23 protein-coding genes and 1 other RNA gene are annotated in these 24,819 nt (G+C 56.5%); 10 read left to right on the forward strand and 14 right to left on the reverse strand.

Features of this window, described 5'->3' with window-relative positions:
• The first annotated feature begins 34 nt into the window (after positions 1-34).
• From M8013_RS07560 to M8013_RS07580, 5 genes are all read left to right on the forward strand, one after another.
• Positions 35-1,468 carry a 6-phospho-beta-glucosidase gene (locus M8013_RS07560; protein WP_271267180.1) on the forward strand — a complete coding sequence of 478 codons (1,434 nt, stop codon included), beginning with the start codon at positions 35-37 and terminating at the stop codon, positions 1,466-1,468.
• 125 nt (positions 1,469-1,593) lie between these two features.
• Positions 1,594-1,953, forward strand: coding sequence for a copper resistance protein (locus tag M8013_RS07565; protein WP_271267181.1), 360 nt, complete (start codon positions 1,594-1,596; stop codon positions 1,951-1,953).
• A 48-nt stretch (positions 1,954-2,001) separates the two neighbouring features.
• Positions 2,002-4,011, forward strand: a complete 2,010-nt coding sequence (locus M8013_RS07570) for a protein-disulfide reductase DsbD family protein (protein WP_271267182.1) — start codon at positions 2,002-2,004, stop codon at positions 4,009-4,011.
• 1 nt (position 4,012) lies between these two features.
• On the forward strand, positions 4,013-4,615 hold the full coding sequence (locus tag M8013_RS07575) for a DsbA family protein (RefSeq protein ID WP_271267183.1): 603 nt from the start codon (positions 4,013-4,015) through the stop codon (positions 4,613-4,615).
• Positions 4,605-5,105, forward strand: a complete 501-nt coding sequence (locus M8013_RS07580; RefSeq protein ID WP_271267184.1) for a protein disulfide oxidoreductase — start codon at positions 4,605-4,607, stop codon at positions 5,103-5,105. The genes M8013_RS07575 and M8013_RS07580 overlap by 11 nt, the downstream gene beginning before the upstream one ends.
• Positions 5,106-5,107: 2 nt before the next feature.
• Here M8013_RS07580 and M8013_RS07585 read toward each other — a convergent pair whose 3' ends face one another.
• The 8 genes from M8013_RS07585 to M8013_RS07620 form a co-directional block, all read right to left on the reverse strand.
• Positions 5,108-5,851, reverse strand: a complete 744-nt coding sequence (locus M8013_RS07585; protein WP_271267185.1) for an SDR family oxidoreductase — start codon at positions 5,849-5,851, stop codon at positions 5,108-5,110.
• A 76-nt stretch (positions 5,852-5,927) separates the two neighbouring features.
• Positions 5,928-8,801 (reverse strand): aminomethyl-transferring glycine dehydrogenase, encoded by a 2,874-nt coding sequence (gcvP, locus tag M8013_RS07590; protein ID WP_271267186.1) that lies wholly within the window; start codon positions 8,799-8,801, stop codon positions 5,928-5,930.
• Positions 8,802-8,928: 127 nt separating this feature from the next.
• Positions 8,929-9,318 carry a glycine cleavage system protein GcvH gene (gcvH, locus tag M8013_RS07595; RefSeq protein ID WP_271267187.1) on the reverse strand — a complete coding sequence of 130 codons (390 nt, stop codon included), beginning with the start codon at positions 9,316-9,318 and terminating at the stop codon, positions 8,929-8,931.
• A 24-nt stretch (positions 9,319-9,342) separates the two neighbouring features.
• Positions 9,343-10,437 (reverse strand): glycine cleavage system aminomethyltransferase GcvT, encoded by a 1,095-nt coding sequence (gene gcvT, locus M8013_RS07600; protein WP_271267188.1) that lies wholly within the window; start codon positions 10,435-10,437, stop codon positions 9,343-9,345.
• Between the two features lie 427 nt (positions 10,438-10,864).
• Positions 10,865-12,067 (reverse strand): FAD-dependent 2-octaprenylphenol hydroxylase, encoded by a 1,203-nt coding sequence (gene ubiI / locus M8013_RS07605; protein ID WP_271267189.1) that lies wholly within the window; start codon positions 12,065-12,067, stop codon positions 10,865-10,867.
• 12 nt (positions 12,068-12,079) lie between these two features.
• A complete protein-coding gene (ubiH, locus tag M8013_RS07610) occupies positions 12,080-13,258 on the reverse strand; it encodes a 2-octaprenyl-6-methoxyphenyl hydroxylase (protein ID WP_271267190.1) in 1,179 nt (392 codons plus the stop codon).
• Positions 13,255-14,568, reverse strand: coding sequence for a Xaa-Pro aminopeptidase (gene pepP, locus M8013_RS07615; RefSeq protein ID WP_271267191.1), 1,314 nt, complete (start codon positions 14,566-14,568; stop codon positions 13,255-13,257). The genes ubiH and pepP overlap by 4 nt, the downstream gene beginning before the upstream one ends.
• Positions 14,569-14,589: 21 nt before the next feature.
• Positions 14,590-15,168 (reverse strand): YecA/YgfB family protein, encoded by a 579-nt coding sequence (locus M8013_RS07620; protein ID WP_271267192.1) that lies wholly within the window; start codon positions 15,166-15,168, stop codon positions 14,590-14,592.
• 166 nt (positions 15,169-15,334) lie between these two features.
• Here M8013_RS07620 and zapA point away from each other — a divergent pair, with 166 nt between their 5' ends.
• The 3 genes from zapA (at position 15,335) to M8013_RS07635 (ending at position 16,515) form a co-directional block, all read left to right on the forward strand.
• A complete protein-coding gene (zapA, locus tag M8013_RS07625) occupies positions 15,335-15,664 on the forward strand; it encodes a cell division protein ZapA (protein ID WP_032613890.1) in 330 nt (109 codons plus the stop codon).
• A gap of 41 nt (positions 15,665-15,705) precedes the next feature.
• Positions 15,706-15,889: non-coding RNA, 6S RNA (ssrS, locus tag M8013_RS07630), on the forward strand.
• Between the two features lie 29 nt (positions 15,890-15,918).
• On the forward strand, positions 15,919-16,515 hold the full coding sequence (locus M8013_RS07635; protein WP_271267193.1) for a 5-formyltetrahydrofolate cyclo-ligase: 597 nt from the start codon (positions 15,919-15,921) through the stop codon (positions 16,513-16,515).
• 89 nt (positions 16,516-16,604) lie between these two features.
• Here the strand turns inward: M8013_RS07635 and serA are convergent, their stop codons facing one another.
• Positions 16,605-17,837 carry a phosphoglycerate dehydrogenase gene (serA, locus tag M8013_RS07640; RefSeq protein ID WP_271267194.1) on the reverse strand — a complete coding sequence of 411 codons (1,233 nt, stop codon included), beginning with the start codon at positions 17,835-17,837 and terminating at the stop codon, positions 16,605-16,607.
• Between the two features lie 267 nt (positions 17,838-18,104).
• Complete coding sequence (gene rpiA, locus M8013_RS07645; RefSeq protein WP_271267195.1) at positions 18,105-18,764, reverse strand: ribose-5-phosphate isomerase RpiA; 660 nt, start codon at positions 18,762-18,764, stop codon at positions 18,105-18,107.
• 151 nt (positions 18,765-18,915) lie between these two features.
• Between rpiA and argP the strand changes: the two genes are divergently transcribed.
• Positions 18,916-19,809, forward strand: coding sequence for a DNA-binding transcriptional regulator ArgP (gene argP / locus M8013_RS07650; RefSeq protein WP_271267196.1), 894 nt, complete (start codon positions 18,916-18,918; stop codon positions 19,807-19,809).
• Positions 19,810-19,852: 43 nt separating this feature from the next.
• Here argP and M8013_RS07655 read toward each other — a convergent pair whose 3' ends face one another.
• Together M8013_RS07655 and argO are read right to left on the reverse strand one after the other, a co-directional pair.
• Positions 19,853-20,599 carry an oxidative stress defense protein gene (locus M8013_RS07655; protein ID WP_271267197.1) on the reverse strand — a complete coding sequence of 249 codons (747 nt, stop codon included), beginning with the start codon at positions 20,597-20,599 and terminating at the stop codon, positions 19,853-19,855.
• 91 nt (positions 20,600-20,690) lie between these two features.
• A complete protein-coding gene (argO, locus tag M8013_RS07660; RefSeq protein WP_271267198.1) occupies positions 20,691-21,326 on the reverse strand; it encodes an arginine exporter ArgO in 636 nt (211 codons plus the stop codon).
• A 204-nt stretch (positions 21,327-21,530) separates the two neighbouring features.
• Between argO and dctP the strand changes: the two genes are divergently transcribed.
• A complete protein-coding gene (dctP, locus tag M8013_RS07665; RefSeq protein ID WP_271267199.1) occupies positions 21,531-22,571 on the forward strand; it encodes a TRAP transporter substrate-binding protein DctP in 1,041 nt (346 codons plus the stop codon).
• 41 nt (positions 22,572-22,612) lie between these two features.
• Here dctP and M8013_RS07670 read toward each other — a convergent pair whose 3' ends face one another.
• Together M8013_RS07670 and fbaA are read right to left on the reverse strand one after the other, a co-directional pair.
• The gene (locus tag M8013_RS07670; RefSeq protein ID WP_271267200.1) at positions 22,613-23,470 is read right to left on the reverse strand and encodes a small-conductance mechanosensitive channel MscS; all 858 of its coding nucleotides are present in this window, start codon (positions 23,468-23,470) and stop codon (positions 22,613-22,615) included.
• Between the two features lie 188 nt (positions 23,471-23,658).
• The gene (fbaA, locus tag M8013_RS07675; RefSeq protein ID WP_271267201.1) at positions 23,659-24,738 is read right to left on the reverse strand and encodes a class II fructose-bisphosphate aldolase; all 1,080 of its coding nucleotides are present in this window, start codon (positions 24,736-24,738) and stop codon (positions 23,659-23,661) included.
• Positions 24,739-24,819 lie beyond the last annotated feature (81 nt).

Here is a 24,819-nt window from a genome sequence, read left to right on the forward strand (position 1 = left end):
CTCAAATAATAGCCAATAAATGAGATTAGCAAAGATGAAAAAACTCACCTTACCAAAAGATTTTTTATGGGGCGGCGCGGTTGCGGCGCACCAGGTTGAAGGCGGCTGGAACAAAGGCGGCAAAGGCCCGAGCATTTGTGACGTGCTAACCGGCGGCGCCCACGGCGTGCCGCGTGAAATCACCCAGCAGGTAGAAGCGGGCAAATACTATCCAAACCACGAAGCCATCGACTTCCACGGTCACTATAAAGAAGACATCAAGCTGTTTGCAGAAATGGGCTTCAAATGCTTCCGCACTTCCATCGCCTGGACGCGCATCTTCCCCAAAGGAGATGAAACCCAGCCAAACGAAGAAGGGCTGAAGTTCTACGACGACATGTTCGACGAACTGTTGAAGTACAACATCGAGCCGGTGATTACGCTCTCCCACTTCGAAATGCCGCTGCACCTGGTGCAAGAATACGGTGGCTGGACCAACCGTAAGGTGGTCGATTTCTTCGTTAATTTCGCCGAAGTGGTGTTTGAGCGCTACAAGAGCAAGGTCAAGTACTGGATGACCTTCAATGAGATCAACAACCAGCGTAACTGGCGCGCGCCGCTGTTCGGCTACTGTTGCTCTGGCGTGGTGTACACCGAGCATCAGAACCCGGAAGAGACCATGTACCAGGTGCTGCACCACCAGTTCGTGGCCAGCGCCCTGGCAGTGAAAGCGGCCCGTCGTATCAACCCGGAGATGCAGGTTGGCTGCATGCTGGCGATGGTGGCGCTCTATCCGTTCTCGTGCAAACCAGAAGACGTGATGTTTGCCCAGGAATCCATGCGCGAGCGCTATGTCTTTACCGACGTGCAGCTGCGTGGCTACTACCCGTCGTACGTGCTGAACGAGTGGGAGCGCCGCGGTTTCAGCATCCAGATGGAAGCGGGCGACGAGCAAATCCTGCGTGAAGGCACCTGCGCCTATCTGGGCTTTAGCTACTACATGACCAACGCAGTGAAAGCAGAAGGCGGTACCGGCGATGCGATTTCTGGCTTCGAAGGCAGCGTGCCGAATCCGCACGTGAAAGCGTCTGACTGGGGCTGGCAGATTGACCCGGTGGGCCTGCGTTACGCTCTGTGTGAACTGTACGAGCGTTACCAGAAACCGCTGTTCATCGTGGAGAACGGCTTTGGTGCGTACGACAAAGTGGAAGAAGACGGCAGCATCAACGATGACTACCGTATCGACTACCTGCGCGCACACGTAGAAGAGATGATCAAAGCGGTCACCTATGACGGCGTGGATCTGATGGGTTACACGCCGTGGGGCTGCATCGACTGCGTATCCTTCACCACCGGTCAGTACAGCAAGCGCTACGGCTTTATCTATGTGAACAAGCACGACGACGGTACCGGCGACATGTCCCGTTCCCGCAAGAAGAGCTTTGACTGGTATAAAGAAGTCATTGCCAGCAACGGCGAAAACCTGTGATCTCCGGCCCTCACCGCTTTCTGGTGAGGGCAAACCTCTTATCTTCCAGACACTTCTTTACAGCTTTCGCGTTGCCAAAATGCCTGTGCCCTATAAGATAGGCCCCGTGAATATTTGAGGCAAACATGATCAAGCGACAACGCAAAGCTATCCTGCTTGTAGTCCTGGCCTGCCTGGTGGTGCTGATATGCACCGTCCAGCGGATGGCCGGGATGCATGCGCTTGTCATGAATATCACCGCTTCAGGCCAGACCGTTCAGCAGAGCCAGGAAAGCAGCGAAACGCCGGTAACACCGTGCGAACTCAGCGCCAAATCGTTGATGGCGGTTCCACCCGTGCTCTTTGAAGGTGCCCTGTTCGCCGTGACCCTTCTGCTGGCGTTGCTGGCAGCCAGCCCACCGCGCCGCGAGCGTTTGTGGCCTCCCCGCGTTATCTCCTCGCCCCGATTACGGGTGCATCTGCGATTATGCGTCTTCCGTGAATGAGCATTCGCCTGACACATCAGGTTAATTAATCATTTACGGAGAAAAATTATGCTTACAGTATTCAGGCGGCTACTGGTCTGCCTGCTTTGGCTATGGCTGCCCCTCAGCCAGGCCGCCGACACCGGCTGGCTGCGCGCCGCTGATAATCAGCACGCCAGCGTCAGGCTACGTGCACAAACCGAAAATAGCGGCGAAACCCGCCTGCTGCTGGATGTTACCCTACAAAAAGGATGGAAGACCTACTGGCGTTCGCCGGGAGAAGGCGGCATTGCCCCAGCGATAAGCTGGGATCAGCCGTTGGAGGCGGTCTGGCGCTGGCCAACGCCGCAGCGTTTTGACGTAGCGGGGATCACCACGCAGGGTTACCACGGCGATGTCAGTTTCCCCATCACTTTGCGCGGGAACCTGCCTGAACGTCTTAGCGGAGTCCTGACGCTATCCACCTGCAGCAACGTCTGTATTTTGACCGACTATCCCTTTGCATTGGATTTGACGGCGTCTCCTGGCGACGACTTTAGTTACGATTACAGCCGGGCAACAGGCGCACTACCGCTCAGCGGCGGTCTAACGTCAGCGCTTAACGCCAGCTACGCCTTTGGAAAACTTACCGTGACGGCACAGCGAAATGCAGGCTGGCAGCAGCCCTCATTGTTTATTGACAGCATGGACGATGTCGATTTTGGTAAACCCACCTTTTCCGTGCGCAACGACGTGCTCACTGCCACCGTACCCGTGACCGACAGCTGGGGCGAAACACTCACTACGCTTAGCGGTAAAACCCTGTCGATAGTTCTGGCCGATAGCGGACAGGCACAGGAATCCAGTCTGGTCATCCGGCCGGGCAGCATCATCACTACGCCCTCTCTGGGTTGGGTAGTACTGATGGCGCTGTTGGGCGGCCTGATCCTTAACGTGATGCCTTGCGTTCTGCCCGTGCTGGCGATGAAGCTCGGCACATTGATGCAAACGGAGAACCATGCGCGCGGCCAGGTGCGTCGGCAATTTCTGGCCTCAGTAGCCGGGATTGTCATCTCATTCCTCGCACTGGCGCTAATGATGACGGTTTTACGCTTAGGCAATCAGGCGCTCGGCTGGGGGATCCAGTTCCAGAACCCGTGGTTTATTGCCGCAATGGCGCTGGTGATGGTGCTCTTCAGCGCCAGCCTGCTGGGGTTATTTGAGATCCGCCTCCCCTCGGCTGCCAGTACCTTCCTCGCCACGCGCGGTGGTAACGGGCTGGCGGGCCATTTCTGGCAAGGTGCTTTTGCCACCCTGCTGGCAACCCCCTGCACCGCTCCGTTCCTCGGCACCGCCGTGTCGGTAGCACTGGCAGCGCCGCTCCCGCTCCTGTGGGGCATCTTCTTCGCGATGGGTATCGGCATGAGTCTGCCCTGGCTTCTTGTTGCAGCCTGGCCGGGACTGGCACAACGATTGCCGCGTCCGGGGCGCTGGATGAACGTCGTGCGCATCGCGTCAGGGCTGATGATGCTCGGCTCGTCACTGTGGCTGGTAAGCCTGCTGACGGTGCATCTGGGCACCCTGCCCGCCATCACGCTGGGCATAGTCGTGATCCTCGTCCTGCTGCTGCTGACGGCCTGGCGCTACCGCTGGCAAACGGCACTGCACGCCGGGGCGTTAGCCCTTGTGTTTGCAGGTGCTGTCGCGTTTGCTACCGGCTCCGATGGGGAAAACCCCCGTCGCGATCGGGTGAACTGGCAGCCGCTTAGCGAGCAGTCGATTGCCCGGGCGCTGGCAGAGAACAAGCGGGTATTTGTCGACGTCACCGCCGACTGGTGCGTGACCTGCAAAGCCAATAAATACAACGTGCTGCTGCGCGACGACGTGCAGGATGCGCTTTCAGCCCCGGATATCGTTGCTCTGCGCGGCGACTGGAGCCGTCCCTCTGCCAGCATAAGCCAGTTCTTAACCACGCGCGGCAGCGCCGCCGTGCCGTTTAACCAGATTTACGGACCCGGGTTAGCGCAGGGCCATGTGTTGCCTGCATTATTAAGCCGCGAAGCGGTTATTACCACTTTGTCCGATGCGAAAGGAAAATAACATGCGAGCCTTTGTTGCTTTACTGCTGCTGTCTTTATCAACGCTCAGTTTCGCTGCCCCATCAGCTCACTCTTCCAGTGACCAGCTGGCAGAACTGCTGTTTAACGACCCCAATAGTCCGCGCACCGGAGCCAAAGAACCGAAGCTGACCATTGTCTCTTTCACTGATTACAACTGTCCTTACTGTAAGCAGTTCGATCCAATGCTGGAGAAAATCGTACATGACAACCCCGACGTGCAGCTCATCATTAAGCTGCTGCCATTCAAGGGGAAAAGCTCGGTGAATGCAGCTAAAACGGCGCTTTCAACATGGCGTCAACAGCCTGATAAGTTCTGGTCGTTGCACCAGCGGTTAATGATGAAAAAGGGATATCACGATGATGCCAGCATCGCAGCCGCACAGGTGAAGACCACGACGGACGGCATCAGGACGGATGAAAAAACAATGGACTCCCTGAAGATGAATCTGATCCTCTCACAGGTGCTTAATATTCAGGGTACCCCGGCCACCATCATCGGCGACCAGATGGTCGCCGGGGCGATCCCTTATGATGAACTGGAGGCGCTGGTGAAAGCACAGCTGGCAAAAGCACGTGGCAAATAAAGCGATGCGCCTGCTGCGCGAACTGGCCCTGTGGCTGATGATAGGCGTTGCCTTAAGCGCGGGGGTGGATTTTTTCCGCCAGCCCGCGCTGCCGCAAAATTTCTCCACAACGTCGCTGCACACCCTGGACGGTCAACCCGTTAATCTGACCGCCATGAGCGAACAGCGTCCACTGCTGGTCTACGTCTGGGCAACCTGGTGTGGCGTATGCCGCTACACCACGCCATCCGTGGCGGCGCTTGCCGCAGAGGGTGGCAACGTGATGTCGGTGGCGCTGCGCTCTGGCGATAACGCCACGCTGGAAACGTGGCTGGCGAAAAAGAAGATGGCGTTGCCGACGGTTAATGACGCCAGCGGTGAACTGGCTCGCCAGTGGGATGTGCAGGTCACGCCAACCCTGGTGGTGATTTCTCACGGTGAAGTGAAATCAATTACCACCGGCTGGACCAGCGTCTGGGAAATGCGCCTGAGGCTGTGGCTGGCGTCGTAGCGTTACTTACCGCCAGCCAGCTCCAGGAAGCTGCCGGTCACATAGGAGGCTTTGTCGCTCAGCAGCCAGGAAATGGCCTGGGCGACTTCCTCTGGCTGCCCGCCGCGCTGCATTGGCAGGACAGATTTCAGGCGATCCACACGCCCGGGTTCCCCGCCAGAGGCATGGATTTCAGTATAAATCAGCCCTGGCCGCACGCAGTTGACCCGAATACCCTGCGCCGCCACCTCCAGCGATAAGCCGGTCGTCAGGGAATCGACAGCCCCTTTCGACGCCGCGTAATCCACGTATTCCCCCGGCGCGCCGAGGCGCGAAGCCGCAGAAGAGACGTTCACAATCGCCCCGCCTTTGCCGCCATGCTTGAGCGCCATCCGCTTCACCGCTTCGCGACAACAGAGGAAGTAGCCCGTGACATTGGTGGCCAGTACACGGTTGATCCGCTCGGCGGAGAGGTTTTCGATGGTGCTTTGCTCGAACAGGATCCCCGCGTTATTGACCAGCGCGATAAGCGGCTCGCCTTCACGGTCGAGGCTGTCGAACATCGCCAGCACCTGCGCTTCATCGCTGATATCCGCCCGTACCGCAAAAGCTTTACCACCTTCTTCGACAATGTGATGAATAACATCTGTCGCAGCTTTAATGTTGTGGTGGTAGTTCACCGCCACGGTGTAGCCCTCGCGGGCCAGTTCCAGCGCGGTGGCTTTGCCGATCCCCCGGCTGGCCCCGGTTACAAGTGCAATTGCCATTCCCGATCTCCCCAAAAATAAAAAAAGCCGGGCAGCGCTGATGACGCTCACCCGGCCTACAGTCAGATCTTAAGTATTACTGATATTCGCTCATTGGCACACAAGAGCAGAACAGGTTGCGATCGCCGTAGACATCGTCCAGACGTTTCACTGTCGGCCAGTATTTGTTCGCCACGCCTGCCGGGAAGACGGCCTGCTCGCGGGTGTAACCGTGGTTCCACTCCGCCACCAGCTCATTCTGGGTGTGCGGCGCATTCACCAGCGGGTTATCTTCCAGTGGCCATTCACCCTGCTTCACGCGGTCGATTTCACTGCGGATGGCCAGCATCGCGTCAATAAAGCGGTCCAGTTCAACTTTGCTTTCAGACTCGGTTGGCTCAACCATCAGCGTGCCTGCGACCGGGAACGACATCGTCGGTGCGTGGAAACCGTAGTCGATCAGACGCTTGGCAATGTCGAGTTCACTGATGCCGGTTTCGTCTTTCAGCGGACGAATATCAAGAATACATTCGTGCGCCACGCGGCCATCGCGACCGGTGTACAGCACCGGATACGCCTCTTTCAGGCGAGTCGCGATGTAGTTCGCATTCAGGATTGCCACCTGGCTGGCCTGCTTCAGCCCTTCCGCACCCATCATGCGAATGTACATCCAGCTGATTGGCAGAATGGAGGCGCTGCCAAACGGTGCAGCCGACACTGCGCCCTGACGGGTGAGCATCCCTTCGATTTGTACAACGCTGTGACCCGGTACAAACGGTGCCAGGTGCGCTTTCACGCCGATTGGCCCCATACCCGGACCGCCACCGCCGTGCGGAATGCAGAAGGTTTTGTGCAGGTTCAGGTGCGACACATCTGCGCCGATGAAACCTGGGGTGGTGATCCCCACCTGGGCGTTCATGTTGGCACCATCGAGATAAACCTGGCCGCCGTGCTGGTGCACGATTTCGCACACTTCACGGATGGTCTCTTCGTACACGCCGTGGGTGGACGGATAGGTCACCATGATGCAGGAGAGTTTGTCCCCGGTCTGCTCTGCTTTGGCACGCAGATCGGCGAGGTCGATATTGCCGTTTTTATCGCAGGCCACGACCACCACGTCCATGCCCGCCATCTGGGCAGAGGCCGGGTTGGTGCCGTGGGCAGAACTTGGGATCAGGCAGATATCGCGATGACCTTCGTTGCGGCTCTCGTGATAGTGGCGGATCGCCAGCAGGCCCGCGTATTCACCCTGCGCGCCAGAGTTTGGCTGCATGCAAAGCGCGTCGTAACCGGTCAGTTTCACCAGCCAGTCAGAGAGCTGGTTGATCATCTGATGGTACCCTTCTGCCTGGTCGGCCGGGCAGAACGGGTGTAGCTCGGCGAATTCCGGCCAGGTGATCGGGATCATCTCAGCGGCGGCGTTCAGCTTCATGGTGCATGAACCCAGCGGGATCATCGCCTGATTCAGGGCCAGATCTTTGCGCTCCAGCGAGTGCATGTAACGCATCATTTCGGTTTCGCTGTGGTAACGATTGAACACCGGATGGGCCAGAATCGCATCGTCACGCAGCATGTTGGCCTGAATAGAGCAGCTGTCGTGCGCCACCTCTTTATCGAGGGCGTCTACATTCAGACCGTGGCCGTCACCCAGCAGAACGCTGAACAGCGCCGCGACATCTTCGCGGGTGGTGGTTTCGTCCAGAGTGATGCTCACTGCATTCAGGATATCGCTGCGCAGGTTGATTTCTGCAGCTTCGGCACGTGCCAGCACCGCCGCTTTGTCAGCAACTTCAACACACAGGGTATCGAAGAAGTGTGCGTGACGCAGTTTCTGGCCTTTTTGCTGCAGTCCACAGGCCAGAATGTCAGCCAGACGGTGAATGCGGCTGGCGATACGCTTCAGGCCAACCGGGCCGTGGTAGACAGCGTACAGGCTGGCGATGTTAGCCAGCAGAACCTGAGAGGTACAGATGTTGGAGTTCGCTTTCTCGCGACGAATGTGCTGCTCGCGGGTCTGCATCGCCATGCGCAACGCGGTGTTACCGGCGGCATCTTTCGATACGCCGATAATGCGGCCTGGCATGGAGCGTTTGAATTCATCTTTGCCGGCAAAGAAGGCCGCGTGCGGGCCACCGTAGCCCATTGGCACGCCGAAGCGTTGTGCAGAGCCGAACACGATGTCCGCACCCTGTTTGCCAGGAGAGGTTAACAGCACCAGCGCCATAAAATCGGCTGCCACGCTGACCACAATTTTACGTGCTTTCAGCTCGGCAATCAGCTTGCTATAGTCGTGGACTTCACCGGTGGTGCCGACCTGCTGAAGCAGCACGCCGAACACATCCTGGTGATCCAGCACTTTTTCAGCATCATCAACAATCACTTCAAAGCCAAAGGTTTCGGCGCGAGTGCGCACCACGTCCAGAGTTTGCGGGTGAATGTCCGCAGCAACAAAGAAACGGTTCGCCCCTTTCAGTTTGCTGACGCGTTTTGCCATCGCCATGGCTTCGGCACCCGCCGTGGCTTCGTCCAGCAGAGACGCAGAGGCGATGTCGAGGCCGGTCAGATCCAGCGTCACCTGCTGGAAGTTCAGCAGCGCTTCCAGACGACCCTGCGAGACTTCTGGCTGATACGGGGTGTATGCGGTGTACCAGCCCGGGTTCTCCAGCATATTACGCAGAATAACAGGAGGTAACTGCACGTTGGTGTAGCCCATGCCAATGTAAGACTTAAAGCGCTTATTAAGGCTGGCGATGCCTTTCAGCTCTGCCAGCGCAGCGTATTCGGTTGTCGCGTCACCCACCTGCGGCGGAGCAGCAAGCTGAATGTCTTTCGGCACGATCTGCGAAATCAGTGCGTTTAACGAATCCGCGCCAACCGTGTTCAGCATCTCCTGCTGTTGCTGAGCATCCGGCCCAATGTGACGTTCAATAAAAGCGCCACGGTTTTCAAGCTGGCTTAAAGTCTGTGTCATGAGCGATGGTTCCTGAAACGTGCAGTGAATCGTAGTTGTATGTAACTCTGTTGCCCGGTGGCGCTAACGCTTACCGGGCCTACGTTGACCTGTAGGCCGGATAAGCGCAGCGCCATCCGGCATAACATTACTCGTCTTCTAACAGTGCTTCGTATGCTGTGGCATCCAGCAGCGCGGCAACTTCCGCTTCATCGCTGGCTTTGATTTTAAAGATCCAGCCTTCGCCATACGGCTCGCTGTTGACCAGCTCCGGGGAGTCGCTCAGCGCGTCGTTGACCGCCACGATTTCACCGCCGACGGGTGCGTAAATATCGGAAGCCGCTTTAACCGACTCGGCTACAGCGCAGTCGTCGCCAGCGGTCACGGTGGCGCCAACGTCTGGCAGATCCACGAAGACCATGTCACCCAACAGCTCTTGCGCATGTTCGGTGATCCCGACGGTGTAAGTGCCGTCGGCTTCTTTGCGCAGCCACTCGTGTTCTTTGCTGTATTTCAGTTCTGCTGGCACATTGCTCATTGAATTTCTCCTGATAAAAAAGGTTTAAGCGACCGGTTTACCGGCGCGAACAAAAATCGGTTTGGTGACGCGGACCGGCATTTCGCGGTTGCGGATCTGCACCACGGCAGTCTCGCCAATACCCGCCGGAACGCGCGCCAGTGCAACACTGTAGCCCAGCGTCGGGGAGAAGGTGCCGCTGGTGATCACCCCTTCGCGATGATTGCCATTCGCATCGGTGAAGCGTACCGGCAGTTCGCCGCGCAGCACGCCTTTCTCGGTCATCACCAGGCCGACCAGCTGATCGGTGCCCCGCTCACGCTGCAGTTCCAGCGCTTCGCGGCCAATAAAATCACGATCGGCCGGTTCCCACGCAATGGTCCAGCCCATATTGGCCGCCAGCGGGGAAACACCTTCGTCCATTTCCTGACCGTATAAATTCATTCCGGCTTCCAGACGCAGCGTATCGCGCGCGCCCAGGCCTGCCGGTTTAACACCGGCTTCCACCAGCGCACGCCAGAAATCGGCCGCTTTTTCGTTTGGCATCGCAATCTCAAAGCCCGCTTCACCGGTATAGCCGGTGGTGGCCACAAACAGATCGCCCGCCTGCACGCCAAAGAACGGCTTCATGCCTTCAGTGGCTTGACGCTGCTCGTCGCTGAACAGCGTGGCCGCTTTCGCCTGCGCGTTCGGCCCCTGCACCGCAATCAGCGACAGGTCGTCACGAACGGTGATCTCAATAGCGAAGGGTTCTGCGTGTTGGGTGATCCAGGAGAGGTCTTTTTCGCGGGTGGCGGAGTTAACAACGAGGCGGAAGAAATCATCTGTCAGGTAATAAACGATCAGGTCGTCGATTACCCCACCGGAAGCATTGAGCATCCCGCTGTACAGCGCTTTGCCGGGCTTAGTCAGCTTCGCCACGTCGTTCGCCAGCAGATAGCGTAAAAACTCCCGGGTGCGACTGCCGTGTAAGTCGACAATGGTCATGTGGGAGACGTCGAACATACCGGCATCGGTGCGCACCGCGTGGTGCTCATCAATCTGGGAGCCATAATGCAGCGGCATCATCCAACCGTGGAAGTCGACCATGCGTGCGCCGCATAAGGTGTGTTGTTCGTATAAAGGCGTCTGTTGAGCCATCTTGTCCTCATTGAATAAGCAGGGCTGTCTTGTGTTTCATGCCGAAAACTCACCACGAAACCCGGCATCGGCCTCACTCCAGCACGCCGACGCAAACGTTCTCTTTTCTCTGAACTTACCACTGAAAACGGTGGTTAACCATAAGACAAAATGGGCCATCACATTAGCTTATGACCAAAAACGCCATAAAACAGCACGGAGTTATTCACTATAAAAATGTGAATTACACGATACAAAATCAATGGAATGAGAATGATGTTTAGCTCAGGATGATATTTAATGTGGCAAAATGCGCGAAATTTCCGTGACATGAAAATAGCGAGATTAGATAATCTAATGCGAAAAAGTCGGTGAAATTAGAATATTTCAAACGAGGAGATTTACCCGGCCGACAGGCCGGGAGAGGAAAGTGTGACGGGGTTCTAAATTAACGTAACCACTCTGGGAGATCGTTCAGCCCCATCGCCTGACGCAGAAGCTGAGGTTTGACGCCGGGAAGGGTATCCGCCAGCTTCAGACCGAGATCGCGCAGCAGTTTTTTCGCCGGATGAGCACCGGCAAACAGCTCGCGGAAACCCTGCATCCCCGCCAGCATCAGCGCTGCGCTGTGCTTGCGGCTGCGCTCATAGCGGCGCAGATAAAGATGCTGACCAATATCCTTGCCTTCTCGGTGCAGACGGCGCAGTTCGTTGACCAATTCCGCTGCGTCCATAAAGCCCAGGTTAACGCCCTGCCCGGCCAGCGGGTGGATGGTGTGGGCTGCATCGCCAACCAGCGCCAGACGATGTGCAGCGAACTGCCGGGCGTAGCGACCGGTCAGTGGGAAGACCTGACGCTCGCTTTCAACGGCGCAGAGCCCCAGGCGGTTATCAAACGCCACGCACAGCGCCTGATTGAACTCCTCAACGCTGGCTTCCTGCATCTGCTGCGCATTTTCTGGCGCCAGAGACCAGACGATCGAACAAAGATGCGGATCGCTGAGCGGTAAGAAAGCCAGGATCCCATCATTGTGAAAAATCTGTCGCGCCACGGCCTGATGCGGCTCGGCCGTGCGGATGGTGGCGACCAGTGCATGGTGACGATAGTCCCAGTACGTCAGGGGAATATCGGCTTTATTGCGCAGCCACGAGTTGGCGCCATCAGCACCCACTACCAGCCGGGCCGTCAACATCTCACCGTTTTGCAGGGTGATAAAGGCGTCGTTTTCACCCCACGCCACCTGCTGCAGCTGCGCGGGGGCAATCAGGGTGACGTCACTGCACTGCTGCGCTTTTTGCCACAGGGCATGGTGAATGACCGCGTTTTCGATGATATGCCCAAGATGGCTATAGCCCACGCTTTCATCATCAAACGCGATATGACCGAAGCTGTCTTTGTCCCACACTTCCATGCCGTGATAGCAGCTGGCACGCTGGGCAATAATTTCGGACCAGACGCCAACGCGCGTCAGCAGCTTTTCGCTGGCGGCGTTGATCGCCGAGACTCTGAGCTCAGGCGGCGCATCGGGAGCGACAGGCTGCGGCTGCTTTTGCTCCAGCACCGCGACGCGCAGACCGCTGCCCTGCAGACCACAGGCCAGCGCCAGTCCAACCATTCCGCCGCCGACAATGGCGACATCAACATTCTGCACTTTGTTAACTCCTTAGCGAGCGACCCAACCGAGAGTCCTCTGCGCCAGCACATCACGTGCCGGAATGAATAATTCCATCGCCATCAATCCCGCGTTACGCCCGGCCACCAGCGGCGCCCAGCGATTCGCAAACAGATGTACCAGCCCGTCGGTCACGCCGATCGTCGCCTCTTTATCGGCCTGGCGACGCTTTTGATAATGGCATAGCAGCGGATACGCGCCACAATCCTGCTGCTGCGCAAAAGCCTGCGCCAGCGTTTCGGCCAGCGTCATCACATCGCGCAGGCCCAGATTAAAGCCCTGACCGGCGATCGGATGCAGCGTCTGCGCCGCATTGCCCACCAGTGCCACGCGATGGGAGACTGACTGTGAGGCGGTGGTTAAGGCCAGCGGATAGACGGTACGCTTGCCCGCATGGGTGATGCGCCCCAGCCGCCAGCCAAAGGCTTTTTGTAATTCGGCACAGAAGCGTTCGTCAGACCAGCTCTGCACCTCATCGGCTTTGTCCAGCGGATGGCTCCAGACCAGCGAGCTGCGTCCCTGCGACATGGGCAGCATCGCCAGCGGACCGTATTGGGTAAAGCGCTCAAAGGCGCGTCCACGGTGTGCCTCGGCAGTCGCGACGTTGGCGATCACCGCCGCCTGATGGTAAGGCTGCTGCTGCCATTGGATCCCGCACTGCTGACCAAGCGCTGAGCGAGAACCGTCTGCTGCCACCAGCAGTTGCCCGTCAAGCGTGGTGCCATTATCCAGGGTAACGCTGACCGATGTTTCGCTGCGGGTAAAGTGCTCGACGCGTGTCGGGCAATGCAGCGTCACGCCGGGGGCGTCTTGTAGCAGGCGGAACAGACGCAGACCAACGTCATGCAGCTCAACCACCTGCCCCAGGGCATCGATGCGATAATCCTGCGCCTCAAGGGTCACAAACCCGGCGTGGCCACGGTCGCTAACGTGAACGGTTTCAATCGGGGTCGCGCAATCGGCAATCGCCTGCCAGATCCCGCTGCGCGCCAGGTGCTGGCAGGTACCCTGCGCCAGCGCGATAGCGCGGGCGTCAAATCCAGGATGGCTGTTGACCTGCGGCGCGACGGCTTCAATCAGATGAACCGGAAGCCGACCGTTGGTCAGCGTAGAGATCGCCAGCGCCAGCGTCGCGCCCGTCATGCCGCCACCCACGATGAGGATACTCATGCGCGGGCCGCCGCCATCAGCGCTTCGATATCGTCAGCGCTTTTCACCACCGAGGCGGTCAGGTTTTCATTGCCGGTCTCAGTGATGACAATGTCGTCTTCGATGCGAATGCCAATCCCGCGATACTGGGCAGGGACATCGGCGTCCGGCGCAATATATAGCCCTGGCTCTACGGTCAGCACCATTCCCGGTTCCAGCACCCGTGAACGATCCGGACCGTACCCGCCCACGTCATGCACATCCAGCCCCAGCCAGTGGCTCAGGCCATGCATAAAGAAGGGACGATGGGCATTATCAGCAACCAGTTGATCCACCTCGCCGCTGAGGATCCCCAGCTCCACCAGGCCGCTGACCATAATGCGCACCACCTCACCGGTGACCGCCTGAATAGAAGTACCAGGGCGATACAGCGTCAGCGCCGTGTCCAGCGAGCGCAGGACGATGTCGTAAATAGCGCGCTGGGCTGGGGTAAATTTGCCGTTAACCGGGAAGGTACGGGTGATATCACCGGCGTAGCCCTGATACTCGCAACCGGCGTCAATCAGCACCAGGTCGCCATCACGAAGGACGCTTTCGTTCTCGGTGTAATGCAGGATGCAGCCATTTTCGCCGCCGCCCACAATGGTGTTGTAAGCCGGGTAACGTGCGCCGTGGCGGGTAAATTCATGGTGAATTTCGCCTTCCAGCTGATACTCATACATCCCAGGCTGGCACTTTTCCATCGCCCGGGTATGCGCCTGCGCGCTGATCTCGCCTGCGCGACGCATCACGTCCAGCTCTTCAGCAGACTTGAACAGCCGCAACTCGTGCACCACGGGACGCCAGTCGGTGAGCGTGGCGGGCGCTTTCAGATTCTGACGCGAGCCTTTACGCAGCTTATCCAGCGCGGCAAAGACAATCTCGTCGGCATCCGCATATTCGCCCTGAGCGTGGTAAACCACGTCCAGACCATTAAGGAGTTGATAGAGCTGGTCGTTGATCTCGCTATACGCCAGCGCCCGATCGACGCCCAGTTTTTCCGGCGCGGCCTGCTGGCCTAAACGGCGGCCAAACCAGATTTCGGCCGTCAGATCGCGGACGCGGTTAAACAGCACGCTATGGTTGTGGGTGTCGTGGCTTTTAATCAGCACCAGTACCGACTCGGGTTCGTTAAAACCGGTGAAATAGCCGAAATCGCTGTTCTGACGGTACGGATATTCACTGTCGGCGCTGCGCGTGGCTTCCGGTGCCGCAAAAATCAGCGCGGCGCTGCCCGGTTGCATGGTGGCCAGCAGCGCCTGACGGCGGCGAAGATACTCTTGCTGAGTCATGACACCCTCCTGTCGTTGTTATTAGTGTAAGGTTGGTTTACGCACTTCCGGCGCGGTCGGCTGTACGCGCGTAAAGGTGTCGTGGCACAGCAGCGACGCAACGCGTACATACTCAATAATCTCTTCGACAGACATCTCCAGCTCTTCCTGATCTTCGTCCTCGTCATAACCCAGTTGGGCAATATTACGTAGATCGTCGATGGCTTCCCCGGTTTCACCGGTCACCTTCTCGAGCTTAGGTTGCGTGACGCCCAACCCCAGCAGGTAGTGGTTGACCCAACCGGCCAGCGCGTCGGCGCGATCGAACACGCTGACGTCGTCGCCTTCAGGCAGATAAAGCTGAAAAAGGAAGCCGTCGTCTTCCAGCGCATCGCTGGTCGCGCCGTGCATTTTACGCAGCGCCTGAGCCAGGTCGTGACCAAACGCCAGACCCTCGTTCGTGAGGTCGTGAATCAGCGGCAGCCATGAGCTGTCACTGTTTCCACCACATAACATTCCGCTTATCAGACCGTGCATTTCTGCAGGGGTTAAACCCACGCCCTGCTGGTTCAGTAACTGGCTCATTTCGGTGTAACCCGGCATTTCGTTCTGTATAGACATGCGCATTCGTCATCGTTGGAGGAATATTCATGATATGCTACCACTTTGGACCTTGGTGAACCAGAATAGGGCTTGTATCTCCGCACCAGGGTAGCTATAGTGTCGCCCCTTCGCAGACCCCTGAGTCGGATGTGAAGGCAGCGCAGTCAAACAGCAGGAAGGTGGCATGTCTGCACAACCCGTCGATATCCAAATTTTTGGCCGTTCACTGCGAGTGAATTGCCCGCCTGAACAAAGGGATGCCTTAAATCAGGCTGCGGACGACCTTAATCAGCGGTTGCAAGATTTAAAAGAACGCACTAGAGTCACAAATACTGAGCAGCTGGTCTTCATCGCCGCGTTGAACATCAGTTATGAACTGGCTCAGGAAAAAGCGAAGACCCGCGATTACGCGGCGAGCATGGAACAACGTATTAAAATGCTCCAGCAGACCATTGAACAGGCATTGCTTGATCAGGGTCGCATAACAGACAGACCGGGGCAAAACTTTGAATAACACTTCATGGTCTACTATGGTAGAGTGACCCTGAAGGAAAAATTTCTCTGAGATGTTCGCATGCGGGCCAGTCCCCTGAGCCGATATTTCATACCACAAGAATGTGGCGCTCCATGGTCGGTGAGCACGCTCGGTTCGTCCGAGAAGCCTTAAGACTATGACGACACATTCACCTTGAACCAAGGGTTCAAGGGTTACAGCCTGCGGCGGCATCTCGGAGATTCCCTCACCCTTCTACCTACCCTGTTACTACCATGACCCAACTTCCTGAAGTAACCACCTCTCGTCAGCACATTCGCCAGTTAATCCGTCAGCATCGTCGTGCCCTAACTCCCGACCAGCAAGCTCATTTCGCCCAGCAGGCCGCCGCACGCATGATGGCGTATCCACCCGTGGTGATGGCGCACACTGTCGCACTGTTTCTCTCTTTCGATGGCGAACTCGATACCCAACCACTGATCGACCAGCTCTGGCGCGCCGGCAAAAAGGTTTACCTGCCCGTGCTGCACCCGTTCAGCCCCGGCAACCTGCTGTTTTTAAATTACCATCCGCACAGCGAACTGGTGGTGAATCGCCTGAGAATTACGGAACCGAAACTGGACGTGCGCGACGTATTCCCACTGGCAAAGCTGGATGTGCTGGTGACACCGCTGGTAGCCTTTGATGACAATGGCCAGCGCCTGGGAATGGGCGGGGGTTTTTACGATCGTACGCTGCAAAACTGGCAGCAGTATGGCCTACAGCCGGTGGGATACGCGCACGACTGTCAGCGCGTGGAGGCACTCCCGGTGGAAAAATGGGATATTCCGTTGCCTGCGGTGGTTACGCCGTCAAAAACCTGGCAATGGTAAAAAAGCCGGGTGGCGGCTTCGCCTGACCCGGCCTATGTTGGACCCGTAGGCCCGGCAAGCGTCAGCGCCGCCGGGCGTAAAACCGCAGATCAGTACAGCAGACGCGCGCGAATGGTGCCTGGAATGGCCTTCATCCCCTGCAGCGCTTTCTCGGCGACATCTTCATCCGCTTCGATATCAATAACCACATAGCCCATCTGCGCGTTGGTTTGCAGATACTGGGCAGCAATGTTGACGCCCTGCTCGGCGAAGATCTGGTTCAGTGCTGTCAGTACGCCCGGACGGTTTTCGTGGATGTGCAGCAGGCGACGACCACCGTGCAACGGCAGAGAAACTTCCGGGAAGTTCACCGCAGAAAGAGTTGAACCGTTATCGGAATATTTGCTCAGCTTACCGGCCACTTCGAGGCCGATGTTTTCCTGCGCTTCCTGCGTTGAACCGCCGATGTGCGGCGTCAGGATCACGTTATCAAACTCACACAGCGGTGAGGTGAACGGATCGGTGTTAGTGGCAGGCTCGGTTGGGAAAACGTCGATTGCCGCCCCCGCCAGATGCTTGCGTCTCAGCGCTTCGCACAGGGCCGGGATATCCACGACCGTACCGCGCGCGGCGTTGATCAGCAGCGAGCCCGGCTTCATCAACGCCAGCTCTTCTGCGCCCATCATGTTTTTGGTAGAAGCGTTTTCCGGAACGTGCAGGCTTACCACGTCGCTCATATTCAGCAAGTCGGAAAGGTGCTGAACCTGCGTGGCGTTACCCAGCGGCAGTTTGTTTTCGATGTCGTAGAAGAAGACGTGCATCCCCAGCGATTCCGCGAGAATACCCAGCTGCGTACCGATGTGGCCGTAACCGATAATGCCCAGTTTTTTACCACGCGCTTCGAAAGAACCGGACGCGAGTTTATTCCAGATCCCACGGTGTGCTTTGGCGTTGGCTTCAGGAATACCGCGCAGCAGCAGCAGCAGCTCGCCAATGACTAACTCCGCCACGGAACGGGTGTTGGAGAATGGGGCGTTGAATACCGGGATCCCGCGCTTTGCCGCTGCGCTGAGGTCAACCTGGTTAGTGCCGATACAGAAGCAGCCGATCGCCACCAGCTTTTCCGCCGCCGCAATCACGTCTTCTGTCAGTTGGGTACGGGATCGCAGACCGATGAAGTGGGCATCACGGATCGACTCTTTCAGCTGTTCGGTGTCCAGCGCACCTTTGTGAAATTCGATGTTGGTGTAACCTGCCGCACGAAGGTTATCCAGTGCTTTTTGATGCACCCCTTCTACCAGCAGAAATTTAATCTTGTCTTTCTCCAGTGATACCTTTGCCATTTACCCGACCCTGTCTGATTGTCTGAACTAATGTTGTGCTGGATTTGAATCCGCTCTAGCCAACATATCAAAAAAAACTATTGCAGCAATATGAACGTTTGCGTCGGCACTCTGAAGAAATGTCATCCAGCGTGAATTGGCAGTGAAATATGCTAAGGAAAAATACGAATACGGCAGGATCGTCAGGAGACCATCAGAAATGTGATACAAGTCACCGAATATGGCTTTTGCAAAAAAAGTTAGCGGGGGGAGGCTCCCCCCGTCAGATCATTTCACGATGGTTTTGACGCCATCGGCGGTACCAATCAGCGCGACATCGGCGCCACGATTAGCAAATAACCCAACTGTTACCACGCCTGGCAGGCCATTGATGGCATTTTCCATCGCGATAGCATCGAGGATCTCCAGGCCGTAAACATCAAGGATCACGTTACCGTTATCCGTTACCACGCCCTGTCGGTATTCCGGGCGGCCGCCCAGTTTGACCAGCTCACGCGCTACCGCGCTGCGTGCCATCGGGATCACTTCAACCGGCAGCGGGAAGGTACCCAGAATATCGACCTGCTTGGACGCATCGGCGATACAGATAAACTTGTCAGCCACGGAGGCGATGATTTTCTCACGCGTTAACGCCGCACCGCCGCCTTTAATCATCTGCATATGGCCATTGATCTCATCAGCGCCATCGACGTAGATCCCCAGACGATCCACTTCGTTCAGATCAAAAACAGTGATACCGAGGCTTTTCAGCTTTTCCGTGGAGGCATCTGAGCTTGACACCGCGCCCTCGATTTGTCCCTTCATGGTACCCAGCGCATCAATAAAGTGTGCTGCCGTTGACCCTGTGCCCACGCCAACAATGGTGCCCGGTTGTACGTACTGGAGAGCGGCCCATCCTACTGCTTTTTTCAGTTCATCCTGCGTCATGATCTCTTGCCCGTGGTGTTTTTTGCGTGACGCGCATTATAGAACATTCACCTGCGCCATGTGATCTGCGAGGTCACCAATTTCGTCTGTATCAAACATAAATTTATGTCATAGTGCGACGTAATGAACTATTTGGGAGTCAGCCAGAGCAATGAAACGTCCGGACTACAGAACACTACAGGCGCTTGATGCCGTTATTCGTGAACGCGGATTTGAACGCGCAGCGCAAAAGCTGTGTATTACGCAATCCGCCGTTTCACAGCGAATCAAACAGCTTGAAAATATGTTCGGACAGCCGCTGCTGGTTCGTACCGTACCGCCGCGTCCCACCGAACAGGGGCAAAAACTGCTGGCCCTGCTGCGCCAGGTTGAACTGCTGGAAGATGAGTGGCTGGGCGACGAACAGACCGGCTCAACGCCGCTGCTGCTCTCGCTGGCGGTCAACGCCGACAGTCTGGCCACCTGGCTGCTGCCTGCGCTTGCGCCGGTACTGGCCGACTCCCCTATCCGTCTGAATCTGCAGGTTGAAGACGAAACGCGCACCCAGGAACGTCTGCGTCGCGGTGAAGTGGTTGGCGCAGTCAGTATCCAGCCACAGGCGCTGCCAAGCTGCCTGGTGGATCAGTTGGGCGCGCTGGACTACCTGTTCGTCGGCTCCAAAGCCTTTGCCGATCGCTACTTCCCGAACGGCGTGACCCGCGCCGCGTTGCTGAAAGCCCCGGCCGTGGCCTTTGACCATCTTGATGATATGCATCAGGCGTTTTTACAGCAGAACTTCGACCTGCCGCCGGGCAGCGTGCCGTGCCATATCGTCAATTCATCAGAAGCTTTCGTCCAGCTGGCGCGCCAGGGCACCACCTGCTGCATGATCCCGCATTTGCAAATTGAGAGAGAGATTCTGAACGGCGAGCTTATTGATCTGACGCCTGGCTTGCATCAGCGCCGGATGCTTTACTGGCACCGTTTTGCGCCGGAAAGCCGCATGATGCGCAACGTGACCGACGCGCTGCTGGCTCACGGGCATAAGGTCTTGCGACAGGACTAACGAAATGACCCTCTCCTTGTGGGAGAGGGATCAGACGCGAGAGTTACTGAGTTTTTGGCGCGGTTTCAGGCTGCTGCTGAGCCTGTGCAGGTTCAATCTGGAACACCACGTCAACCTGATCGTCGAACTGAATAGTTGGCTGCTCGTAAGTTTCCTGGGCAGATACCGGCGCGGCATCTGCCTTCATCATACGTACCATCGGGCTCGGCTGGTAGTTAGAGACATGGTAGCGCACGCTGTACACCGGCCCCAGCTTAGTGTTAAAGCCTGAAGCAAGCTGCTGTGCCTGATGCAGTGCATCATCAATGGCGGCTTTACGCGCTTCGTCTTTGTACTTATCCGGTTGCGCAACACCCAGAGTGACAGAACGGATTTCGTTCAGGCCCGCTTTCAGTGCACCATCCAGCAGCGCATTCAGCTTATCGAGCTGACGCACCGTGACTTCAACAGTACGTACCGCACGGTAACCTTTCAGAATACTTTTACCATTCTGGTAGTCGTAATCCGGCTGGGTGCGCAGGTTCGCGGCGTTAATGTCTTTCTTCGCGACCTGATTCTGTTCCAGGAACGAGAGATATTGCGCAACACGATCATCTGCCTGTTTCTTGGCGGATGCTGCATCCTTTGCTGAAGCATTCACCTCAATGGCTAACGTGGCGATGTCCGGTACGGCATCCACGCTTGCGGTTCCTGTGGTGACGATATGCGGGCTATTAGGCAATTCGTTTGCCTGCGCCGACACTGCGCCAAAACTGACTAATGCCGCGAGGGCGAGTACGTTAAACTTCACTGTTATTCCTCCATGTTGCGAAGAGTGCCCGTTTACAGGGCGCATGCCAGCAAGCTTAGCGTTTCACGCCCAGATGTCCATAAGAGAACGCTTAGTTAAACAGCGCCTGAATATGCGCAATGCCATCTTTCGCTAACTGAACAGCGATAACCCACATCACCAGCCCCACCAGCGTATTAATGATGCGCTGGGCTTTTGCCGTACGCAGACGCGGTGCCAGCCAGGCGGCGAGCAGTGCCAGACCGAAAAACCACAGGAAGGAGGCGCTGACCGTACCCAGTGCGAACCAGCGTTTCGGCTCGACATCCAGCTGGCCGCCCAGGCTGCCTAACACCACAAAGGTATCCAGGTAAACATGCGGGTTGAGCCAGGTCACTGCCAGCATGGTGACGATGAGTTTCCAGCGCCCCTGCTTCATCACCTCGGCACTGGCCAGCTCCAGATTGCTGCTCATCGCGGTTTTCAGCGCACCGAAGCCGTACCACAGCAGAAACGCCACCCCACCCCAGGTCACCAGCGCCAGCAGCCATGGCGACTGCATCAGCAGCGCGCTACCGCCAAAGATACCCGCGCAAATCAGCAGCAGATCGCTGACCGCGCACAGCAGGGCGATCATCAGATGATACTGACGACGAATGCCCTGGTTCATGACAAATGCATTTTGTGGGCCGAGGGGCAGGATCATCGCCGCACCTAATATAAGCCCTTGAAAATAATAGGTTAACATAAAAATAATTCCGGTAAATCGTCTTAAGCGCAGACTATACCGCGGGATAATCATTAGAGGAAATTGAAAATATTAATCATGAATAAGCAATGTTAATAATGTGCACCTTTGCGATCCGACAGAATCAGATTTCAACAAGAGTGTTACTGCTTGCCCCCGAGTATGCTGCAAGTATCTTTGTCCTTACCTCGCTGAAGGATCTGTATGAAACATACCGGACATGTTTTATGTCTCTTCGTCGCGCTGGTCTTACCCGGAGTCGGCAATGCACAAACCACGCTGCGCTACACCGACCACGAACCGTACGGGAATATGCGCACTCAGATTATCAAGAACACCTTTTTCAAGGCGATTGAGCGTGAGTCTCGGGGAAGTATAAAAATAGATGCTCACTGGAACGGTGAAATCACCAGCAGTTATCAAGCGCTCGAAACCCTGTCCCAGGGAGAACGCGCAGATATCGGCATTGTGGTTCCCGAATATACCCCTGACCAGCTACCGCGCCACCAGCTGTTTAAAAGCTTTCCGCTGGGCCCGGATAACGGCAAAGCTCAGGTGCAGTTCTTTCACCGCGTATTTCGCGATTATCCGCAATTCGCCGCTGAGCTGGATAACAATAACCTCGTGATGCTGCAATTTTTCCTCGGCTACCCGGCAGCCTTTTTTACCAGCAAGGCAAACGTTGGGCCCACGCAGTTGGCCGGCACGCGATGGCGAACTGCCAGCTTCTGGCATCAGTCTTTTTTGCGCAATGCCGGTGCCACGACGGTTACCCTGCCGTGGAACAGCAAAATTGTCGATGCGCTACAAGAGGGGCAACTTGATGGGCTGCTGGTGAATCTGGACAGTGGCGATGATATCGGTGCCCCGCGTGCCGCGCCCTATATTCAGCTGTCCCCTGCGCTTTGGCTGGGTCATGTTTATCTGCTGGCGATGAATAAGGATGCCTGGAATGCGCTTTCATCGCAGGACCAGGCCGCGATCCAACGGGCTGCAGCGTCTACGGAACAGGCACTCGGCGCCTGGCTTGATACCAGCCTGAATCACATGGCCAGGCAGCTGGAACAGCAAGGCGCTCTGGTTCACTTTCTTTCTCGCGAGGAGCTTAATCAATGGCGGGATGCCACGCGCTATCAGCAGGTACAGGCGAAGTGGGTCGGTGAGCAGGAGCGTAAAGGCGTGACGGATGCAGGCAGCTTAGTCGAGTCCGTCAGCTCGCTACTGTCAGACGCGATGCAAAAATAAAGCCCGCGCACTGGCGCGGGCTTAAACGATCATCGGGAGCGTTACTCCTCTCCTTCCTTCACGCGCTTAAAGTTCACGTCCATCTGCGGGTGCGGGAAGCTAATGCCGTTGGCATCAAAATCACGCTTCACGCGTTCCAGCACATCCCAGTAGACGCTCTGCAGGTCACTGCTGTTGCTCCAGACGCGCACCACAAAGTTGATCTGCGAGGCACCCAGTTCATTCAGGCGTACCGTCATTTCGCGATCTTTAATAATCCGCTCGTCAGACTCGATGATGTTAGTAAGTAGCTGCTTCACCTTGTCGATATCGGAGTCGTATGTCACGCCAATAATGAACTCATTACGACGCACCGGCTCGCGGGAGAAGTTGATGATGTTGTTGGCGATGATTTTACCGTTCGGGATCACGACGATCCGCCCATCGACGGTACGCATGGTAGTAGAGAATATTTGCACCTGCAGTACGGTCCCCGCCACACCGCCCAGATCGACATACTCACCAGAACGGAACGGACGGAAGGTCACCAGCAGCACACCGGCGGCCAGGTTCGACAGCGAGCCCTGCAGGGCAAGACCGATGGCCAGACCGGCGGCACCGAGAACCGCAATCACCGAGGCCGTCTGCACGCCTACACGCCCTAGCGCGGCGATCAGCGTAAAGGCGATAATGCCGTAGCGCACCAGCGCAGAGAGAAAGTCCGCTACTGTGGCATCAATCTGACGCGCACGCATCAGACGATTAACCGCATTCGACACGATACGTGCCACGATCATACCCACGATAATAATCGCGATCGCCGCGACGATGTTTACGGCGTAACTCAGCAGCAACGCCTGATTGCGCACCAGCCAGGAGCCCGCGTTATTGATGCTATCTACAACACCGAGATCTTCCATTCAATTTTCCTTATCTAAGCCAGATCATAAAAAAGACTCCCACATCGAGGCAGGAAGCTGAGTAAAGGGTAAACAAAAAGCGAAGATATTGCCAAACAGATCACAAAAAGAGCCGTTGCAGCTCGTTGAAAAGGCATAAAAAAAGCCCGCACACAGTGCAGGCTTTTTGATGCTAATGGCAGCTCAAATTACAGAACGTCAACCGCGTTCAGCTCTTTGAATGCCTGCTCCAGACGGGTGATCATAGAGGTCTGTGCAGCACGCAGCCATACGCGTGGATCGTAGTATTTCTTGTTTGGCTGGTCTTCGCCTTTCGGGTTGCCCAGCTGACCCTGCAGGTAAGCTTCGTTAGCTTTGTAGTAGCCCAGAATACCTTCCCATGTTGCCCACTGGGTGTCGGTATCGATGTTCATTTTGATAACACCGTAGCTTACAGAGTCTTTGATTTCCTGAGCAGAAGAACCGGAACCGCCGTGGAAGACGAAGTTCAGGCTGTTGTGCGGCAGGTTATGTTTCTTAGAAACATAGTCCTGAGAATCGCGCAGGATAGTTGGAGTCAGTACCACGTTACCAGGCTTGTACACGCCGTGTACGTTACCGAAGGAAGCCGCGATAGTGAAACGTGGGCTGATTTTGCTCAGCTCGGTGTAAGCGTAATCAACGTCTTCTGGCTGAGTGTACAGGGCAGAAGCGTCCATGTGGCTGTTGTCCACGCCGTCTTCTTCACCACCGGTGCAACCCAGTTCGATTTCCAGGGTCATGTCCATTTTGGCCATGCGCGCCAGGTATTTGGAGCAGATCTCGATGTTCTCTTCCAGAGACTCTTCAGACAGGTCGATCATGTGAGAAGAGAACAGTGGCTTACCGGTAGCGGCGAAGTGTTTTTCACCCGCGTCCAACAGACCGTCGATCCACGGCAGCAGTTTCTTCGCGCAGTGGTCAGTGTGCAGGATAACCGGAACACCGTAGTGCTCAGCCATCTGGTGAACGTGATGTGCGCCAGAGATTGCGCCCAGGATTGCTGCGCCCTGAGGAACGTCAGTTTTCACGCCTTTACCTGCGATGAACGCTGCGCCGCCGTTGGAGAACTGAACGATGACAGGTGCTTTAGCTTTGGCTGCAGTTTCCAGAACGGCGTTGATGGAGTCGGTACCCACGCAGTTAACGGCTGGCAGAGCAAAGTTGTTTTCTTTAGCTACCTGGAACACTTTCTGAACGTCATCACCGGTGATCACGCCAGGTTTTACGAAATCAAAAATTTTAGACATGTTACGAGTCCTGTATCTTCGGCCTTGGAAAGGGGCGTGCTCTAATAAGCGCGCTGAAAATTGGGCAGGTTTCCCTGCCCT

Origin of the sequence: Silvania confinis (genome assembly GCF_025564085.1) — a bacterium.
GTDB classification, from domain to species: domain Bacteria; phylum Pseudomonadota; class Gammaproteobacteria; order Enterobacterales; family Enterobacteriaceae; genus Enterobacter; species Enterobacter confinis.

What these genes read in the sequence shown, in the direction of transcription:
- M8013_RS07560 (WP_271267180.1), top strand. Translation starts at nt 35, where the DNA reads ATGAAAAAACTCACCTTACCAAAAGATTTTTTATGGGGCGGCGCGGTT.
- M8013_RS07565 (WP_271267181.1), top strand. Translation starts at nt 1,594, where the DNA reads ATGATCAAGCGACAACGCAAAGCTATCCTGCTTGTAGTCCTGGCCTGC.
- M8013_RS07570 (WP_271267182.1), top strand. Translation starts at nt 2,002, where the DNA reads ATGCTTACAGTATTCAGGCGGCTACTGGTCTGCCTGCTTTGGCTATGG.
- M8013_RS07575 (WP_271267183.1), top strand. Translation starts at nt 4,013, where the DNA reads ATGCGAGCCTTTGTTGCTTTACTGCTGCTGTCTTTATCAACGCTCAGT.
- M8013_RS07585 (WP_271267185.1), bottom strand. Translation starts at nt 5,851, where the DNA reads ATGGCAATTGCACTTGTAACCGGGGCCAGCCGGGGGATCGGCAAAGCC.
- gcvP (WP_271267186.1), bottom strand. Translation starts at nt 8,801, where the DNA reads ATGACACAGACTTTAAGCCAGCTTGAAAACCGTGGCGCTTTTATTGAA.
- gcvH (WP_271267187.1), bottom strand. Translation starts at nt 9,318, where the DNA reads ATGAGCAATGTGCCAGCAGAACTGAAATACAGCAAAGAACACGAGTGG.
- gcvT (WP_271267188.1), bottom strand. Translation starts at nt 10,437, where the DNA reads ATGGCTCAACAGACGCCTTTATACGAACAACACACCTTATGCGGCGCA.
- ubiH (WP_271267190.1), bottom strand. Translation starts at nt 13,258, where the DNA reads ATGAGTATCCTCATCGTGGGTGGCGGCATGACGGGCGCGACGCTGGCG.
- pepP (WP_271267191.1), bottom strand. Translation starts at nt 14,568, where the DNA reads ATGACTCAGCAAGAGTATCTTCGCCGCCGTCAGGCGCTGCTGGCCACC.
- M8013_RS07620 (WP_271267192.1), bottom strand. Translation starts at nt 15,168, where the DNA reads ATGTCTATACAGAACGAAATGCCGGGTTACACCGAAATGAGCCAGTTA.
- zapA (WP_032613890.1), top strand. Translation starts at nt 15,335, where the DNA reads ATGTCTGCACAACCCGTCGATATCCAAATTTTTGGCCGTTCACTGCGA.
- M8013_RS07635 (WP_271267193.1), top strand. Translation starts at nt 15,919, where the DNA reads ATGACCCAACTTCCTGAAGTAACCACCTCTCGTCAGCACATTCGCCAG.
- serA (WP_271267194.1), bottom strand. Translation starts at nt 17,837, where the DNA reads ATGGCAAAGGTATCACTGGAGAAAGACAAGATTAAATTTCTGCTGGTA.
- rpiA (WP_271267195.1), bottom strand. Translation starts at nt 18,764, where the DNA reads ATGACGCAGGATGAACTGAAAAAAGCAGTAGGATGGGCCGCTCTCCAG.
- argP (WP_271267196.1), top strand. Translation starts at nt 18,916, where the DNA reads ATGAAACGTCCGGACTACAGAACACTACAGGCGCTTGATGCCGTTATT.
- argO (WP_271267198.1), bottom strand. Translation starts at nt 21,326, where the DNA reads ATGTTAACCTATTATTTTCAAGGGCTTATATTAGGTGCGGCGATGATC.
- dctP (WP_271267199.1), top strand. Translation starts at nt 21,531, where the DNA reads ATGAAACATACCGGACATGTTTTATGTCTCTTCGTCGCGCTGGTCTTA.
- M8013_RS07670 (WP_271267200.1), bottom strand. Translation starts at nt 23,470, where the DNA reads ATGGAAGATCTCGGTGTTGTAGATAGCATCAATAACGCGGGCTCCTGG.
- fbaA (WP_271267201.1), bottom strand. Translation starts at nt 24,738, where the DNA reads ATGTCTAAAATTTTTGATTTCGTAAAACCTGGCGTGATCACCGGTGAT.